At 36.4% G+C, this 17,947-nt stretch carries 12 protein-coding genes and 3 tRNA genes; 6 read left to right on the top strand and 9 right to left on the bottom strand.

Going from position 1 to position 17,947, the window contains the following annotated elements; genetic code table 11:
• Positions 1-109 precede the first annotated feature (109 nt).
• The 4 genes from FNZ60_RS03210 to FNZ60_RS03195 are packed head-to-tail and all read left to right on the top strand — an operon-like array spanning position 110 to position 1,337.
• The gene (locus FNZ60_RS03210) at positions 110-772 is read left to right on the top strand and encodes a lysozyme (RefSeq protein ID WP_142416270.1); all 663 of its coding nucleotides are present in this window, start codon (positions 110-112) and stop codon (positions 770-772) included.
• Positions 769-996, top strand: coding sequence for a hypothetical protein (locus tag FNZ60_RS03205; protein WP_142416269.1), 228 nt, complete (start codon positions 769-771; stop codon positions 994-996). Before FNZ60_RS03210 ends, FNZ60_RS03205 begins: the two co-directional genes overlap by 4 nt.
• The gene (locus FNZ60_RS10050) at positions 929-1,132 is read left to right on the top strand and encodes a hypothetical protein (protein WP_142416268.1); all 204 of its coding nucleotides are present in this window, start codon (positions 929-931) and stop codon (positions 1,130-1,132) included. The genes FNZ60_RS03205 and FNZ60_RS10050 overlap by 68 nt, the downstream gene beginning before the upstream one ends.
• On the top strand, positions 1,125-1,337 hold the full coding sequence (locus tag FNZ60_RS03195) for a hypothetical protein (protein ID WP_142416267.1): 213 nt from the start codon (positions 1,125-1,127) through the stop codon (positions 1,335-1,337). Before FNZ60_RS10050 ends, FNZ60_RS03195 begins: the two co-directional genes overlap by 8 nt.
• Before the next feature lie 348 nt (positions 1,338-1,685).
• On the opposite strand, the gene FNZ60_RS03190 is transcribed toward FNZ60_RS03195, so the two are convergent.
• The 4 genes from FNZ60_RS03190 to rplU form a co-directional block, all read right to left on the bottom strand.
• A tRNA-Ser gene (locus tag FNZ60_RS03190) sits at positions 1,686-1,775 on the bottom strand.
• A gap of 1,690 nt (positions 1,776-3,465) precedes the next feature.
• Positions 3,466-5,973 (bottom strand): phosphoenolpyruvate--protein phosphotransferase, encoded by a 2,508-nt coding sequence (gene ptsP / locus FNZ60_RS03185; protein WP_185913456.1) that lies wholly within the window; start codon positions 5,971-5,973, stop codon positions 3,466-3,468.
• A 1,449-nt stretch (positions 5,974-7,422) separates the two neighbouring features.
• Positions 7,423-7,692 (bottom strand): 50S ribosomal protein L27, encoded by a 270-nt coding sequence (rpmA, locus tag FNZ60_RS03180; RefSeq protein ID WP_142416265.1) that lies wholly within the window; start codon positions 7,690-7,692, stop codon positions 7,423-7,425.
• A 12-nt stretch (positions 7,693-7,704) separates the two neighbouring features.
• Positions 7,705-8,181 carry a 50S ribosomal protein L21 gene (gene rplU / locus FNZ60_RS03175; protein WP_142416264.1) on the bottom strand — a complete coding sequence of 159 codons (477 nt, stop codon included), beginning with the start codon at positions 8,179-8,181 and terminating at the stop codon, positions 7,705-7,707.
• Positions 8,182-8,475: 294 nt separating this feature from the next.
• Between rplU and FNZ60_RS03170 the strand changes: the two genes are divergently transcribed.
• Positions 8,476-8,565 (top strand) — tRNA-Ser (locus FNZ60_RS03170).
• A gap of 473 nt (positions 8,566-9,038) precedes the next feature.
• Here FNZ60_RS03170 and FNZ60_RS03165 read toward each other — a convergent pair.
• The 5 genes from FNZ60_RS03165 to FNZ60_RS03140 all read right to left on the bottom strand — a co-directional run bounded on the left by FNZ60_RS03165 (position 9,039) and on the right by FNZ60_RS03140 (position 17,261).
• The gene (locus FNZ60_RS03165) at positions 9,039-10,022 is read right to left on the bottom strand and encodes an MFS transporter (protein ID WP_185913454.1); all 984 of its coding nucleotides are present in this window, start codon (positions 10,020-10,022) and stop codon (positions 9,039-9,041) included.
• Positions 10,023-10,071: 49 nt separating this feature from the next.
• A complete protein-coding gene (locus tag FNZ60_RS03160) occupies positions 10,072-10,260 on the bottom strand; it encodes a hypothetical protein (protein ID WP_142416262.1) in 189 nt (62 codons plus the stop codon).
• Positions 10,261-11,121: 861 nt separating this feature from the next.
• Positions 11,122-12,786: a glucose-6-phosphate isomerase gene (gene pgi / locus FNZ60_RS03150; RefSeq protein ID WP_142416261.1), complete on the bottom strand. Its 1,665-nt coding sequence runs from the start codon at positions 12,784-12,786 to the stop codon at positions 11,122-11,124.
• A 192-nt stretch (positions 12,787-12,978) separates the two neighbouring features.
• Entirely contained in the window at positions 12,979-16,113 is a 3,135-nt protein-coding gene (locus FNZ60_RS03145; protein ID WP_142416260.1) for an efflux RND transporter permease subunit, read from the bottom strand.
• A complete protein-coding gene (locus FNZ60_RS03140) occupies positions 16,110-17,261 on the bottom strand; it encodes an efflux RND transporter periplasmic adaptor subunit (RefSeq protein ID WP_142416259.1) in 1,152 nt (383 codons plus the stop codon). The genes FNZ60_RS03145 and FNZ60_RS03140 overlap by 4 nt, the downstream gene beginning before the upstream one ends.
• Before the next feature lie 389 nt (positions 17,262-17,650).
• On the opposite strand from FNZ60_RS03140, the gene FNZ60_RS03135 reads away from it, so the two are divergent.
• Positions 17,651-17,727 (top strand) — tRNA-Arg (locus FNZ60_RS03135).
• Positions 17,728-17,947: the final 220 nt, after the last annotated feature.

Genomic DNA, 17,947 nt, shown 5'->3' with positions numbered 1-17,947 from the left:
ACACAGAAAAAAGTTACATGAAACAATATTTTTAATAAAACGCAATAATCACAATTTTTAACATTCACTCAGTCTCACTTTATGTGGGACTTTTTTTATGGAGAACTTTATGCGAAAAATATCACAAGAAGGGCTTGCACTCATTAAACAATGGGAAGGCTTGCGTTTAAACGCTTATAAAGATGCCATTGGTGTATGGACAATCGGTTATGGACATACAAACAGCGCCGGAAAACCTTTTGTTCACAAGGGCATGAAAATCACTGAAAAACAAGCCGAAGAAATTCTTTGTAAAGATTTAAGACAATTTGAAAACACTGTTGCACAAGCCGTTACGGTCTCTTTAAATTCTTGGCAATTCGCAGCCTTAGTATCCTTTTGCTATAATGTAGGAACAACAGCTTTTTGCAATTCCACCCTATTAAAAAAACTCAATAGTGGCGATTATGAAGCGGTACCAGCCGAATTACAAAAATGGACCAAAGCGGGTGGCAAACGTTTGCAAGGTCTTGTCCACCGTCGTGCAGCAGAAGCAGGATTATGGGCGAAAGGCGCTTATGTTTCCTCTAACTACCAAACCGTGGAAACCAAAGAAGCAACAGGACGCTTTAAGGCTGAAGCCCTTGCCCCTATTATTGGTTCTTTCTCGGGGCTTGGAGGCTTATTGGCAGGCAATGGTCCAGTGCAATGGGCTTTTGCTAGTATTATGGTTTTAGCAGCAGGTGTTGGTCTTTTCTTTGTTGCCAAACGCTTTCAGGAGCACCGCCTATGATCTTATGGATAAAAAAGTATTTGCTCCTAACTGGTGCGGCACTAGCCGCTTTTTTTATGGCTTTAGCCAAAGCTTTCATGCTTGGCAAAAAAGCAGAACAGCAAAAGCAAACAGAAAAAACGCTAAAGGCAGCAAAAACACGTCTGGAGGTGGAAAATGAAGTTAATCAAAAAAATGACACTGATGTGCGTACTGCTCTTTCTCGTTGGTTGCACGACAAATAAGTATGTCTCTTGTGTTGGTTGGTTACCCATTTATTTAAACAAAAGAGATGTTGACGTCATCAGTTCAAGCTTAGCAAGAAATATCTTAAAACATAACACCCTAGGTGAACGTTTGTGTGGGTGGAAACATGGCTAGAAGAAAAACAAGAGACGATATAGAGCTTACAGAAGCGGAAAAAGAAATTCTTCAAGAAATCATCATGACTTATAAAAGCGTGAAAGTGATGTCACGTTATACGAAATGGATTATACTGATTATACTCTTATTAGCGCTTGATTTTTCACGCCTTATAGATGCATTGGGAAGTGTTTTTACACAAAAACCAAATATCCGACTCTAAATACACTTTGAGACGTGCGAAATTTTAGCCTATAGATTTTTAATTTTGCACGTCTCATCAAAGCGATCAATAATGTTTTTACATATTTTACAGTGGTTTTCAAAAAACTTGACGCATCAAATTTCTCCTCACAATAGCTAAAAAATACGCAAAAAATTTGTAAAAACTTTAGATTATTTTTCACAACAGAACTTGGTAACACTCAAAAAATTTTTAGTACAAGTTAGCAAAAAAGGAATGATTCTGTAGAGGAACATTGTAAAACTATTCCCGAACCTTTATTTATTTATCCCGAACCCTTAAAAAACACATATAAAATCAATATGTTATAATATGGTAAAAGCGCCGTGGCGGAGAGAGAGGGATTCGAACCCTCGATATGGTTTCCCATATACACGCGTTCCAGGCGTGCGCCTTCAACCACTCGGCCACCTCTCCAGAAGTTTCGCACTATACCCAGAAAGAAATAACGTGCAAGCCTAAATTATACATTTAAAATTCAAAATTCAAATTTATTGATTAAATAAGAGCTAATATTTGTTGAATAACAAGCATATCTTTTTTTAAAAAACTTTTTCCGTGGATAGGTCTGTACAATAATGGAAGTGAAAAGATTGTATCATAAACTTTCATGCTGACTGACACACTTTCTGCTTTATTGAAGAAACACTGTTTAAAATTGACATACGGTCTATGTTTTCTACACAATGAAATAATTAAAAATCTCTCGCCTATCAACACTGATCCAATAATAAATAGAATAATAACGATATGAACTTCTTATATTTCTAACATTAAAATTGCTTCATCTAGATAATAAATTTCATTTCAATAAAAATCTTTCAACCTCCTTTTTACCTCAAGAATGAAAATCCTTTATCACTAAATTTTATTACAAATTGCTCTTTTTAAGATAAGATTTACCTGCTCATCACTTTTATGTTTCACTTCATAGATAACGTTTTAATTTATAATGGTAACTTATTGTTTTTACATAATGAGATCCTCAAATAGCGTAAATTTTTCTTTTCATAACTCCTTTCATCTTGGTGAATTAAACTCTCTTGCTTTTACGTCATAAACGGGGATGGTATATAGAAAAAACGTTTAAGAAAGGATAAATACTTCTTATGAATTTTCTCAAATAAAAGTAGCTGTCACAACATTGCGAGACTGAAAAATAGAATAGTGATGGTGCGAACTTTCTCCTCATCAGAAAGAGGGGAATAATGAATTTACCATTATACCATTCACCGGCGCTGACGCGAAATGAGCTTGTGTGTACGAATGTTTTTTTTAACAAACTCGTGAATGAGCAATCCAATGACGTTTAGTTTTACGTGAAGGATGTGCCCTCCTATTAAAGAACGTAAAATAAAAGCGTGAGGCAATAGGTAATCTCCATTATTTAAAAGATGTTGAACAATTTTGAAAGCTGTAAAGCCGAATTAAAAGATGATAGTAAGGTGATGTTAGTTTACATCTTTACACCTTAATATTCTCCCCCCAATTAGGGTGTCCGCCCATTTTAGAGATTATATAAATAGAGATACACAATATACTCTCTCCTACTTGGTATCAAAAGACAACAACAGCAGAAAAAGTATTGAGCCGCCTTAAAACATAGGGCTGCTCTGGGTTTAGATGTTGATTTAAAAGCAAAAAAACACTCTAAATAAAATACTATTGTTCTGCTTATCCACGCGTTTGTTAAAAAACGTTTTTCAATTCTTGTCACATTCATCCCATAACAATCATAACGGTGTTTATAAGTGATATAAAATCTATTGGATAGCACTATCATGCTATTTACCAACTCCAATTTTTGCAACAGCTCTTGTTATTTGAGAAAGTCTAGAAGAGGCATTTATTTTTCATTAAAGTATTTTTATCCATACGTTAGTTAATCCTACTTATAAAGTATAAGAGAATAATCTTATGAATTTAAGATAAAGAAAGTTTAAAATGAAAAAATCTTATCCTATTTTAGTCTTTCGCTATGTAAAACGATGATCTATCACACACAAATTAATATGTTGCCTATAATCGCTATAAAAGACAATAGTCCTACAGTACTAAAAATCTCACAACTTTGCACAATGTACGTGGTCTTTCTTCTTCACATTCTTTACCACCGGATATCTTTGCTTAGAGCGCGTACAGCTCGTGCTGTTTCACATTGTAGTGCTTTTTGTGCTAAAATTTTCATATCTTCAAAACTATGAGTCTGCAAACACGCCTTTACTGGAGAAATATCGCAAGATATCATAGAGAGCTCCTTAATTCCCAATCCAGTCAAAATCATCGCACCAAAAGGATCTCCAGCCATACCACCGCATACACTAACCCAACACTTATGTTGTGCTGCTCCCTGAATAGTCTGATAAATCATACGTAAAACTGCTGGATCAAGGCTATCAGCATCAGACACAAGGTACGGATTTTGCCGATCAACAGCCATTGTATACTGCGTTAAGTCATTGGTTCCAATTGAGAAAAAGTCAACATGGGCACTCAACATATCTGCCATAATGGCCGCAGCTGGAACTTCAATCATAATACCAAGTTTTAATTTTGGTGCATCAATATCATTGCGTATTTCTTCTGCAATCTTTTTTATAGCAACAATCTCTGAAACAGACATCACCATCGGAAATACAATCCATAGATCTCCACCCTCTTTTGCAGCTCTGTACAAAGCACGTAGTTGAGGTACTAAAAGATCACGCCGACGTAACAAAAGCCGCGTTCCTCGAACTCCTAAAAAAGGATTGTCTTCTTTAGATAAATGTAAATGCGTAACTTGTTTATCTCCACCAATATCGAGCGCACGAATAATTAATGGCTTATTTCCTACAGCTGCAATCATCGCTCGATATATATCAAATTGGACCTCCTCATCCGGAATATGTGGATTATCTAAAAATAAGAACTCTGTGCGCATGAGTCCCACACCTTCGGCCCCCAAGTCAAGCGCAATAGGAACCTGAGTTGCATGATTGACATTAGCCATAATACGAATTTTTTGACCATCTGTCGTTTGCACTGGTATTCTAAACGCACTTATCTCACTAACACGTTTTTGTGCAACAGTATCAAGATGCCTTTGAGCTTCTTCAACATCTTCAAGCGTAGGGTCAAGGTAAATGAACCCATTATCGCCATCAATAATAGCCTGAATACCAGACTGAACCGCTAAAATATCATCACCTGCAGCAACAACCATCGGAATATTAAGAGTACGCGCCAAAATAGCTGTATGAGAGAGTGGACCTCCCCATGCCGTTGCTAATCCTTTTACTTTTGCGCAATCAAGTTGTGCAACATCAGAAGGAGAAAGGTCATTTGTAACCAGAATAACATCATTTGGAATATCATCTAAAAAGAATGTTCTATAGGATGGATTTATTTCACCTAAAACACGACGACCAACATCAATTAAATTAATAGCGCGTGTTGCTAACAAAGGATTATCTACCTTAGAAAACATATCTGAAAACTGCCGAACCGCTCTATCCCAAGACCAAGCGACACCATGACCTTCTGCTATAAAACGACAAGCTTGAGCTATGAGATTTTCATCTTCAAGCAAAACTATTTGCGCAGAAAAAATCGCCGCAGAATCTTCTCCCATACGCACTGTAATATCAGAAATCACAGATGCCATTTTATGTTTTGTTTTTGTAAGAGCATTTTCAAGACAGGCTGCACCAACTGCAAAATCAATTGGCTGATCTATTATGGAAATATCATTTTGCTTTAAAACAAAAATTTTACCAAACGCTAACCCTGAGCTTGCTTCAACACCAGAAATGCCTTTTTGCAGAGAGCTTGGATACCAACCATGCAAAGTCTTTGTTTGAGATTCCGTTTCTCTCATGACGTATTGTTCACTAATACTCACTTTTTTCGCAATAGCGATGGCTTCATTGAGAAGTTGTACTCCATCTTCAGCATCCGTAGAAAAAATCAGAACATCACCGTTTTTTACTCCTAATTGCAATAAACCAACCAAATTTTTCATTTCAACGGCATATTGACCATGACGAACTCTGATAGAATTCTGAACCTTTTTCGCAAAATCAACCCAGAGAGAAGCAGGGCGTGCATGAAGACCACCGGGATAATCTAAAGTCCATTCCTGACACACCGAAAGGTCACCAATAACTGTTTTTTCTATCTTTATATCTTGATTAAACAGAGTTGTAACAATTTGCTGTTTGTCCTTAGTGGTTGCAAGTACTTCAAGCTGTTTTTTATCAAATAAAAGAGATGTCAACTTTTTGCAAATTTCTCTATAGCGATCTGGACACGCTGCAATGGCGATAACCAAATATGCTTTCTTTCCATCCTGCCACTCAACACCAGCAGGAACCTGTATAACAGCAACAGCATCCTTGATAATCAAATCACTATTTTCAACCATGCCATGTGGAATGGCTATACCATTCCCAAACCAAGTATTGGTTATTTCTTCATGTGCAAGCATGCTCGATAGATAACGTTTATCAACAGCACCAACCTGCACAAGCAATTCAGCAGCTGCTGAAATCGCATCATTTTTATGATCAAAAGCAGCTGCAAGTTGCACAGACCTTATAGACAAGATTTCACTCTCTATAAAATCTACAGTCATTGCTTCTGCTTTCTCATATCTTATCATGAATTCAAACTACCTCACATCTGAACACGAATATCTCTAATAAATTCCTTTTCAGAGCTGATTTTTCAAAAATATAAGCTATAAACAACACTACAGATCTCTTTTATTTTATGGAATAGTGCCAGATGAGGTGCTTAAATACCTTAATATAACTGATAAAACAATTGAATATTATCATCCACTAGGTTGCTTAAAACTATCATATGCGAATCTGACTCTTTACTTTACGTAAGATAAACCCTCGATTTTGCAGCCCTAATCACCTAAAAAACTATGTTTTAAAAACGCTTTCATTATCTCAAATTATCCAACATAATTTGTTATTATTCCCTCGAAAGCATCCTCCCCCATCATTTATAACTTCAGCTAACATTTCAACTTATCCCCTCCTAGGTTGATTTAACCTACTATCTCTCTTATAAATTCATTACGTAACTACAAATTGCTCTAGGCAACTTATCATCTTTAAAATTCTGCGCCGCTCATCTTAGTATACTTACCCCCTAATATATAACATTGATATATTTTTAGCTACTCCTTTACTTCAATCAATATATCAAACACACAATACCCTCTGTCACAGATTTGCAAAGTACACACATCCCCAAACGCCATCCTTAACCAATAAAACTAGGAAAAACTCTACAAATAATCTTACCTTTTAGACGTTTGGACAACTGAGATAAATAAAAAACAATTATTGCCTTAACCTTAGCTCTTATTCTGATTGATTTTCAACAATGCACAATAAATAGTGAAATCAAAAAAATACTCTTGAAGATAGCTGATTGCACATTGATTATTTTTATATCTCCAGTTCTCCTTAAAAATATAATTTCACTCTCAATTGCCTAAAACACCTTAATACATATTTCCTTCAAAGTAGTTTTAATCATTCAGTCTTATGGATTTTCTATTCCTTCTTTTTTAAAAGAATGGCCTCACCTGCCCGCATCACGCTCTAAAAAAGAGTATGACACCCCATCACCAGCACACATACCGATAAAAAGATTTCTCTTTATCAAAATAATCGCATCAATAATGCCTTCATTAAATTTTTCATAATTTCCAGAAAAAATCGCCTCTCTTATAAAGAAATACTGAACCCCTCTTTATGAATCAAAAGACAGTCTATTTTCGCCATTACCATATATAAATTTATCAACAAATTCTATGATAATACTAACTATCTTTAGTGCAAACACAACGCCGTACAAGCCTTCTCTCTCATTGAGGAAAGTTACTTCCCCAATTCTACCTTTTGCGTATACGCTCTAAATAAATTTATTAGAATACCAATGCAAAAAGGGAAAGATAACACTCTACCTTTCCCTTCTAACGTTCATAAAATTACAATTTCAATTCAACGAAATAACAAAACCCAATAAAATTCCAGTTGATTGCTAGAGAAAATGCTACAGATTACTCTGCTGCCTCTATCATAGGAATGACTGAAACATAGGAACGATTACCGGCTTTCCGTTGAAAAGAAACCTTTCCATTTGATAACGCAAACAGCGTATGATCTTTTCCAATTCCAACATTGTTGCCAGGATGCCAACGTGTACCACGCTGACGGATAATAATATTTCCAGCAATAACGGTTTCACCACCAAATTTTTTAACGCCTAGACGTTTCGATTCTGAATCGCGACCATTACGCGAGGAACCACCAGCTTTTTTATGTGCCATAGACGCTCTCCTTTAATCTTTCTTAACCTTTGATGCTACAGCCGCTTTCTTCTGCGATGCTGTCTTTTTTTCAGCCACTTTTTTAGCTGTCTTCTCAACAGAAGCAGCTTTTGTTTCTTTTTGTACGGTTGCTTCCTCTTTTATGGATTTTGCTGCTGCTTTTTTAGGCTTTGAACCACCCATTAAAATCTCTAAAACACGCAATGTCGTAAATTCTTGGCGATGACCACGTGTGCGTTTAGAATTTTGGCGACGACGCTTCTTAAATGCGATAACTTTGCGCCCACGTGCCTGTTCTACAATCTCAGCTGTCACCAATGCATCTGCAACAACAGGCGTGCCAATCACCGCATTACCTTCTTGCCCAACCATCAATACGTCATTGAATTCAACAACATCACCCGCATTGCCACTTACTTTTTCAACTTTTACCACTTGGTTAGCAACAATGCGGTATTGCTTACCACCGGTTTTAATGACTGCGAACATTTTTTATCCTTCCGTTCACTCCAGCTCTTATTTAACCTCTGCCTTGAAATAAGGGAAAATAGGCTGCTTTTTATCAGTCGTAACCACCCTTAAAGAAGGATAAAACCTTCCTCAATATAAATATGCGCAGGTTTCCCCACGCTCATATTCTGCCTATATGAAGGAATTTCTATTCTCTGTCAATAAAGTCTCACAAAAAAGAAAAAAAGGTTGTACCAAAAACAATTGAAGGGTATCTACCCATCATATACACTATTTAAATAGTGTATATTTTGTTGCACTTTAACTTTATATGGAGAGGTGGCTGAGTGGTTGAAAGCACCGCACTCGAAATGCGGCATAGGGGTAACTCTATCGAGGGTTCAAATCCCTCTCTCTCCGCCATTAACTTAAAACGAACTTGTCTATGCTCGGTATAGTATAGCTGAAAGCCTAGCATTTGTAGGATTTTTTTATTTGCAATTGACCAGAGCACACCAATCTATGCTTGCCATTATCTATCCCCTAGAACTGGTATTGTATTTCCACGCGTTTTATAATTTCTAGGCTTCTCCTCTCATAATCTTCAGATTACCTGATCTAGCATAAAATATCTCTTCAATATCATTAAAGGATTTTTGCCAATCACCAACCTTTGATAGAGTTTTAGAAACAATGGTGATCATAGTGCTCTTTGCAATTCCGTTGATTAACGAACTCAATGCATTTTATCCGCGTCAGAGGTTTTTATATTAATTGCACATATCAGCTTTTCTCACCCAATGTACTCATTTAGAATTAATGTTATTGAGTATTTTTACAAAATTTTTATCTCTTACTATAATCACAAAAAGGTTGGCATAATAATTGAATATCGTTCATAGGATACTTTCTTTTATTTCTAAGCCTTTTAAGTAAATAGATAGTCCTTGTAAAATAAGTAAAGGTGCGAAACACCCTATAAATATACAAAAGCTGTATAATATAGGAAATGAAAAAAAGGTTGCTGCATATAAAAGCACAATAGAAAATAAAGCTGTTATAATACGCACGCTGGCATCACCTACCAAAATCACCTCAGCTAAATTGTCACTAGGTGTAACAGCTTGACCAATTGTTATCCCAGATACCCTAAAATAAAATTGTCCAATACCTAATAAAAAGTCCATGATATAAAGAAAATATTGGTTAAAATTTAAATATAAAGCTAAAAAAATTGCAATTATTGCAAAAGCCGGTACACCCCATACAAAAAAACGAATTAAAGATGGAATTTTCCTTAAATAATAAGAAGAGACAAAGCCATTGACTACAAAACCCAGTGCCGACAAAGCAAAGATAGAATTTTGAAAGGCTGTAAATTTTATATTATCTGACGTTATAGATGCAAGAACAAGCGGCAATAAAATGAGAGCCCCTGTATAGAGAAAGTTATTTAAAATACGATTAATCGTCAAAAAACATAAAGCAGAAATTCTCCAAAGGCACTTAAAACCAACTCCATAAGTTCTTTGGGTTGCTTCTTTTGATGGCTCTTTTATCCTATTTATTTGTTGTATAGACTTTATATGAAACCATAAACCGGCATTTAAAAGATAAACAAATACAACAAAGGCTATAGCTATTTTATGGCCAAAACGCACAATTATAAAATATATAAGCAATGGAGACACAATAATAAAGAACTGACAGTAACTCGTGTAAAATGCAAAAATACTGGCTTTTTGTTTAGGGTCTGGAATCAATTTATTCAAGACAGTGTTATTGTTTGGGTTGTCAGCCCCCATCAATAGTGCAAGTAAAAAAACACAAATAAAATAAGTACTGAGTTGTTTATGAATAATAAGAAAAACTATAAGCAAGCACAAATAATTTGGCTATAAAATCCAATAATAAAACCTTGATAGCAAGCTAACACATTCCCCAAACATAAAAGCCTGCGATTCCAATGGCAATTAAATTAACAACATTTAAAGTAGCAGATGCTTCTCCCGTTGTATCTTGTAATTGTAATAAAGAAAGGCCAATAGATAATACACTACCAGCACAAAAACTTGTCAAAGATCCAATCAAAATCATAAGAAAAACAGAATTACGCAATAGTTTTCTCACCTCCGTACAAAGTACTAAGCCATTTTATGCTTTGCTCCATTGTTGAATATGGCGCGGTCCTAAACTCTGATTGTTCATAAAATTTGAGTGTAAATGCGTTTTGGGTATTTATTTTTCGCAAGTAATCTATCCGCATCAATTATATACGAGATAACACTATACTTATAAATCGAAATAAAGAATAGGAAACGGCTTTCCAATACATATGGAGACGCTCTCTTGCCAAATAATTTTCTAAGGCATATTTCAAATGACAACCATCTAAAATATGTTGCGGACAATGGTACAATGAATAAAAAAATAGCATCCCCTTTTTGCATAAAATAAGAGGAAATATTTTTTATCTCTCATGATATTATAAAAACTTTCAGCAAAAAGATCTTCTAAATTTAATCTAACCATAACAAGACTGGGTGCTAATTTTTGAGCAACATGAAACAAAGCCAACTGCACAGCTAAAGTTCCAATAACTTCTCAGTCAGATTTTGGATAAGCTTTTTTAAAATTCCTATCTCATCCTTTCTTATAATACCTCATAGTCGCTCTATGCCTCAAAGTGATGACTCAACCATGATTGCGGAGAGGATCTCTTTTAGAGATAGAAGATCTTCTCATAGGATACCTATCCTTTCTAATCGCACAGCATTTAAAGCCTTTTTTCACATGGATAGTGGTTCCACAAACACTGTACGAGACCTGTAAAATCTATTTTTTGCTCTTTTTTTATTTTCTATTGCCAAAATCCAATTCAGACCATAAGGAAGCGCAGAGTAAAATAGAGAGTTATCTCATATTTCTCTCTCACTTTACCTTTACTGAATTCGTACAAAACCTATGATCAAACTATATTTATTTTTCACGTCTTGCTTGAATATGAGCGAGTAACCCTAATGTTGAACTATCGCGATTATCCGCTTTACTTTCTCCACGAAGAATGGAGAGTAATTCATTTGCTAATTCTTTGCCAAGTTCAACACCCCATTGATCAAATGAGTTAATATTCATTAAAATACCTTCAACAAAAATACGATGTTCATAAAGTGCAATAAGACGACCAAGTGCAAAAGGTGTTAATAAATCTTGAACCAGCGTCATACTGGGACGGTTTCCTTTAAAACTTCTATGAAGTGCTAAATGATCTGCTTCACGCTCATCAACACCATTTTTTATCAAGATATGCCGCGCGTCTTCAATACTACGACCCTTCATCAAGGCTTTTGATTGTGCTAAACAGTTTGCTAGCAATATCTCATACATAGAATGTAAATTTTCCTCATGCCCTTTTGTAAATAAAATAAACTCTACTGGAACAACATCTGTTCCTTGATGCAGAAGTTGAAAAAAAGCATGTTGGCTATTTGTCCCAGAATCACCCCAAACGATAGGACCACTTGAAAAATTTAATGGTTTTCCATCCAGCGAGACTTGCTTACCATTTGATTCCATATCAAGTTGTTGTAAATAAGCTGGAAAATGCAGTAAACGCTGGGCATAGGGAATGATAGAGCGTGATGAATAACCACAAATAACACGATGCCAGAACCCTAAAAGAGCAAACCGAATAGGAATATTTTTATGCAAAGGCATGGTTTTAAAATGCTGGTCCATTTGCAAAGCACCGTTGAGAAATTGACGAAAATTTTGCCCTCCTATTGCAAACATAACAACAAGTCCAATGGCAGACCAAATTGAATAACGTCCTCCAACCCAATTCCAAAATTTAAAAACTCTTGTGGAATCTATGCCAAATTCTGCCACTTTATCAAGCGCACTCGAGATAGCAACAAAATGCGTGTGAATAGCTTCTTCCCCTAAATGTGAACGAATCCATTGACGAGCAACTTGAGCATTCGCCATTGTTTCAGCCGTTGTAAAAGTTTTAGAAGAAATGATAAACAACGTTGTTGCTGGATTCAAAATGGAAAGAGTATCAGAAATATGAGCACTGTCAGCATTAGAAACAAAATGACAACGGGGCCCATCATGATAAGGTTTTAAAGCATATGTAACCATTGAAGGACCAAGATCAGAACCACCAATACCAATGTTGACAATATCACTTATTTTCTCTCCACGGCTTCCCTTATAACTTCCATCACGGACCTTTTCAGAAAATCTTTCCATATCCTCAAGAACATCTTGAATATCACGAATAAGATCATGACCATTCAACATGAAAATTTCATCAGCCGGTAAACGTAATGCAATATGAAGAACGGAGCGTTTTTCAGTTGTATTAATGGCTTGCCCCGAAAACATAGCATCACGCCGCCCCAATACATCTGCTGCAACAGCTAACTCATCAAGAAGTTGCAATGTTTTAAATGTTACACCACATTTTGAAAAATCAAAAAGAAGATCATCAAGCCTGAGAGAAAAATGAGAAAAACGCTGGTCATCTTCTACAAAATGCCGACGAATATCATACACCTCATCCTTTGCAGCATGCCTCCTTAAAGCTTTTAATGCAGCTTCAAAAGCCTTTTCATCTCGAATCGAAAAGCTATCTCCCATAAGCTTATCCTATACGCTTATTGATAATGAAATCTATACCTAAACAATAACAAAGTAAAAAGCGTCTCCTTGGTTTCTCGCTCTTTTCACTGCTCACACAAAAAATGAAGGAATATAAAAGTAACAAAAAATAAGATCCGAAAATGATATTTTTTACAAGAATGAACTTTCCAATCTTTTCTACTCAAACCATCATTTAACTTGATTAAGTTCTCGTTCTAAGCGCAAATCTTCTTCTGCTTTTGATCTTATAAAACGCCCTAAAAAAAGATAAACAACCGGTGTGACATAAAGCGTAAAAACCGTTGCTAAACCTAAACCACCAACGATCACCCAACCTAAAGCTACACGAGCTTCTGCACCAGCTCCTTTGGCTAAAACCAAAGGAACACCCCCTAAAATGGCACAAATCATTGTCATAAAAACTGGACGAAGGCGAATATTTGCTGCCTCTTCCACAGCTTCACGCACGCTTCTTCCTTGATCACGTAATTGATCTGCAAATTCAACAATCAGAATACCATTTTTTGCCATAATACCAATTAACAAAATTAACCCAATTTGACTGTAAATATTAAGACTCACACCACTTAAGAGCATAGCAATTACAGCACAACCAATCCCTAATGGAACAGTAGCCATGATAATGAATCCTGAAATAAAGCTTTCAAACTGAGCCGCTAAAATGAGTAAAATAATCAAAAAGGCAATGCCAAAAACAATCATAAAACCAGAAGATGTTTCGTTAAGTGTTTCGGCTTCCCCTAAGGGAACAATGTAGGTTCCTTTCGATAATAAAGGAGAAGCAATTTTCTGTACAGCTTGGTACGCTTCCCCTAAAGCAATACCTTGAGCAAGATTTGAGCTTAAAATAACAGCACTCATGCGCTTTTCCCGTTTTAATTGGGGAGCGATAGCTTTTTCATGCAAACGCGCAATAACCGATAAAGGAATATATCGATTGTCTTTAGTCTTTAAAAAAATATTTTCTAAATCGCTAGGACTCTTCATAGAATTTTTACGCGATATCAATTTAACATCGTAAGAATGATTATCCACGTTAATGGAACCAATCTTTTTACCATCCAACATTGCTTGTAATGTATCACCCAAATTGGTGATATCAATCCCTAAATCAGAGGCTTTTTTTCGATTGATTTCAATAAAAAATTGCGGTTGTTTAGCATCAACAGTAAGACGCGGACGAATAAAACGTGAATCAGCTTGTAAAGCACGCACCAATTTATCAGCCATGGGTTGTAATGCTGCATAATCATCGCCTAGAATGGCAAATTGTAACCCTTGCCCCGTTCCTCTCACACCTAAAGAGTTTCCCTGCGCTGCAAACACAAAAACTGCCGGAAATTGTCGAACCTTTTCATTAATATCGTTTACAATTTCTTGCTGAGAACGTACACGTTTATCCCAAGATGAAAGCATTAAAACCAAAAAAGCAGTATTGGGTGCACCGCCAATACCCACGATAGAGTAACTGTTAGAAATTTCACCCGCATCACGTAATGGCTGAAAACTTTCTTCAATTTTCTCTACCTGTTTGTTCAAATATTCTGCTGAAATACCTTGTGGCCCATTAATGACCAAAAAGATGAGGGCTCTGTCTTCTGCTGGTGTTAATTCTTGTTGCAACTTCGTATAGCCTCCAACGCAAAGAGCTGCAAAAACAAGTGAAGCAAAAACAACAGCCCAAGGCTTTTCTAAACACTTATGCAAAGTGTAAGTATATGCCTTATGAAGCGAAGAACCCCATTTATATAAAAAAGTCAAATAATGGGTCTTTTCCTCTGTCTCCTCAACATGTTCTTTGAGAAAACGTGAAGCCAACATAGGACAAAGCGTTAAGGCAACAATTGCAGAAAGCAAAATAGCAATTGCTAAAACAAACCCAAATTCTCTAAAGAGTCCTCCAACTTGCCCAGGAAGAAAAGAGATAGGCACAAATACGGCCACTAAAGTCAATGTTGTGGCAATAACAGCAAAAAAGACTTCACCGGTTCCTAACACTGCAGCAGCTCTAACACCTATCCCCATATTGCGCCGTCGAACAATATTTTCCAGAACCACAATGGCATCATCAACAACAAGCCCTGTTGCCAAAACAAGTCCTAAAAATGTGAGAATATTTAACGAAAACCCTACAAGATAAATAGCTGCAATAGTACCAATCAAAGCGACTGGAAGGGATACAGCAGGGATCAGCGTTACACGAATATCTCTTAGAAAAAGAAAAATAACCAAGATAACGCTTAAAATAGCAATGATCAAAGCAACCTCAACCTCATGAAGCGCGCTTTTAATAAAAGTCGCATCGTCATTAACAACTTCTATATCTACGGAAGAAGGCAGTATATTTTTGAGATTATCGACAACGGCTCTCACGCCTTCAGAAATATCAAGAGTATTGGATTGAGCTTTACGTACAATACCTAATCCAACCCCTGTCTTTCCGTTGATACGAAGAATAACGTCTTCTATATCCGGTGATAAAGTAACATGCGCAACATCACGAAGATGTATATGAGGCTTTAAAACAACTTGTTCAAAAGCTGCTGGTGTTGTTAAACGCGCAGTAGCACGGACAACTAAAGTTTGCTTAGAATTGCGTATTGACCCTACTGGAACATCCGTTTTCATATCAGCAAGAACACGTGAAATATCTGCGACAGTTAATCCATAACTTGCAAGTTTTGCTTGATCTATATCAATCTGAAAAATCTTTTTGCGAGCATTATCAACCTGTACATCACCAACGCCATCAACAGCAGAAATCGCATCAACAATCTTATCGTCTACAATCATTGTTAAATCATCAATACTCATTGTTGGTGATGTCACAACCAAATACATCATGGCAGCAGCATTCGAATCTGCTTTAATAATCAAAGGAGTATCCGCATCCTTGGGTAAAGAATAAGTAACGCGAGATAGAGCATCACGGACATCAGATGCCGCTACATTCAAATCAACGCCGACATGAAAATTAATTTGTACAAAGGAGCGCCCAAAAGAAGATGTGGAAGAAATCGTCTTAACACCTGAAACACGAGCAACAGCATCTTCTATAACTTTTGTTACTTCACGATCAATTGTTTCTGCCGACGCACCAGAAAATAGCGTCACAATTGTTGTTACGGGCGTATCAACGTCGGGTAATTCTCTGATATCAACATTCAACCATGCTGCAAATCCTGCAATGATGATCATTGCATTTAAAACAAAAGTAAAAACCGGTCTGCGAATGAATAAGGCAATGAGACCGCCCTGTTCCGCCTGTGACATTGGTTGTTTTGTGCTCAACTCTTGGCTCATTGTATATTCGTTCTATAAACTGCTGATAATTTCTGTTGATGGGATTTTGAAGCATCATTTGGATTATCAATAGTTACTTTACTTCCTGGATAAAGCGTTTGTACCCCTTGAATAACAACTGTATCACCATCTTCTAGAGAAGCTTTTACAAAAACTTGATCTGCTTTATGCTGAATAATTGATACAGGTATCGGCTCTACTTTTCCATCTCTCACACGCCAAACGAATGACCCTTTACTGTTCCATTGAATCGCAAGAGGATTAACGACGGGGAAAGAACCATCATGAAATTTCAAAGCAACAGAAAAGGACATACCAGACATGAGCGTATCTTTTTCATTATTGATTTCAACCTGAACATGAAGTGTACGACTTTCTGGATCAACGACATTATCAATCGCATAAATATGACCAACAAAAGATTTATCTGGTTGCGCGGTTAATGTTGCCGTTACCTCATCTCCTTTATGAAGACGTGATACATACCGTTCAGGAGCCCATATATCGACCAAAATACGTTCTCTATTCTCAATACGGCCGATAACCGTGTTAAGGTTCACGTTATTTCCCACATCAACAGGTAAAATACCAACAACTCCAGAGATTGGTGCACGAATTGTTCGCCGGTCGAGATCAACCTCAGCATTCCGTAAAACTAAATTTGCATTATCTAACTCTAAGCGTGCCGTAATTTCTTGAACTTCTGTTGCTGTATGGCTCGCTCGTAATTTAAGAATACGCGAAAGCGTTAATGCATCATTATCTCGTTGTACTTTTGCTTTTGCGGCCGCTATTTCCTCTTTTTTAGAATCAAGCTTTGCAATCATATCACCTACTTTTACTTTTGTACCAGCTGACACAAAAAACTTATCAATAACACCTGGCGATAAAGGGGTGAGCTCGACTTCTTCAAGTGCTTGTCCACTTCCTAAAACGTTAAGGTGTTCATAAAAGTCTGCAGTTTTTACAAAATCAACGACAACATTCGCCGGTGGTCTTCCTGTTTCTTCCTTTGAAGCTTTATACGATACACTTGTTTTATCCACCATAGAAATGGAGCGTTCTGCACTCTGTTTCCCCGCCCAATATGTGACCGTTAAAACAACAACTAAAAATACCAATGGAAAGATTTTTTTTAATAACGCCATACATTCACCCTTATTGTGTCATGTTGATCTGAAATAGTTTTCAACAGTAATATCGGCGTTTTACACAGAAACCAAACAGCAGGTATATATCTTACCCCCCCCCGCTGCAAAAAACATATCTCAACTTTGCTATGACTATCTTTCATATACAAAAACGTCAAGTTAACGATCGTTCATATTGCTTTTTGCTTTATATGATCACAACAAACTTTACACGGTCACAACCAGAAAGTGACCCTATCAAAAATCCAACGTATACCATGCTCTTTTTTAAAATATCTCATAGAAAAAGAGATTTTTTTGATTATAATCTAAGTTTCACTTGCATTTCTTTAATGAAACGATTAGGAACCCTTGTGTCTTAGACAATGTAGAAAATCGAAATGTATGCACCCGTAGCTCAGCTGGATAGAGCACCAGACTACGAATCTGGGGGTCAGGAGTTCGAATCTCTTCGGGTGCGCCATTTATCAAATATCTTGCTCGTGAGCAGAGATCCTTTGAATTCTTTTATGTGATTATTTTTTTGCTTATCTTTGATTTTTATCATGGTCTTTTATTCCATTCTATTGTGAGTCGCTTTTTTAGTCCTTTTAATAGAATGAGATGTTATGCGACCTTCAATTCAATCTAAAAGCGCTTTTTATTAGTGATAATTGTAACGATTGCATAAGTGATGTGCGTTA

The sequence above is a fragment of the Bartonella massiliensis genome, assembly GCF_902150025.1.
Lineage (GTDB): Bacteria > Pseudomonadota > Alphaproteobacteria > Rhizobiales > Rhizobiaceae > Bartonella > Bartonella massiliensis.
The sequence above is the reverse complement of the archived record's forward strand: the minus strand, read 5'-3'. Positions and strand labels throughout refer to the sequence as shown.

Coding starts and splice junctions, on each gene's coding strand:
- FNZ60_RS03195 (WP_142416267.1), top strand. CDS start 1,125: ATGGCTAGAAGAAAAACAAGAGACGATATAGAGCTTACAGAAGCGGAA.
- FNZ60_RS03205 (WP_142416269.1), top strand. CDS start 769: ATGATCTTATGGATAAAAAAGTATTTGCTCCTAACTGGTGCGGCACTA.
- FNZ60_RS03145 (WP_142416260.1), bottom strand. CDS start 16,113: ATGAGCCAAGAGTTGAGCACAAAACAACCAATGTCACAGGCGGAACAG.
- pgi (WP_142416261.1), bottom strand. CDS start 12,786: ATGGGAGATAGCTTTTCGATTCGAGATGAAAAGGCTTTTGAAGCTGCA.
- FNZ60_RS03140 (WP_142416259.1), bottom strand. CDS start 17,261: ATGGCGTTATTAAAAAAAATCTTTCCATTGGTATTTTTAGTTGTTGTT.
- rpmA (WP_142416265.1), bottom strand. CDS start 7,692: ATGGCACATAAAAAAGCTGGTGGTTCCTCGCGTAATGGTCGCGATTCA.
- ptsP (WP_185913456.1), bottom strand. CDS start 5,973: ATGACTGTAGATTTTATAGAGAGTGAAATCTTGTCTATAAGGTCTGTG.
- FNZ60_RS03210 (WP_142416270.1), top strand. CDS start 110: ATGCGAAAAATATCACAAGAAGGGCTTGCACTCATTAAACAATGGGAA.
- FNZ60_RS10050 (WP_142416268.1), top strand. CDS start 929: ATGAAGTTAATCAAAAAAATGACACTGATGTGCGTACTGCTCTTTCTC.
- rplU (WP_142416264.1), bottom strand. CDS start 8,181: ATGTTCGCAGTCATTAAAACCGGTGGTAAGCAATACCGCATTGTTGCT.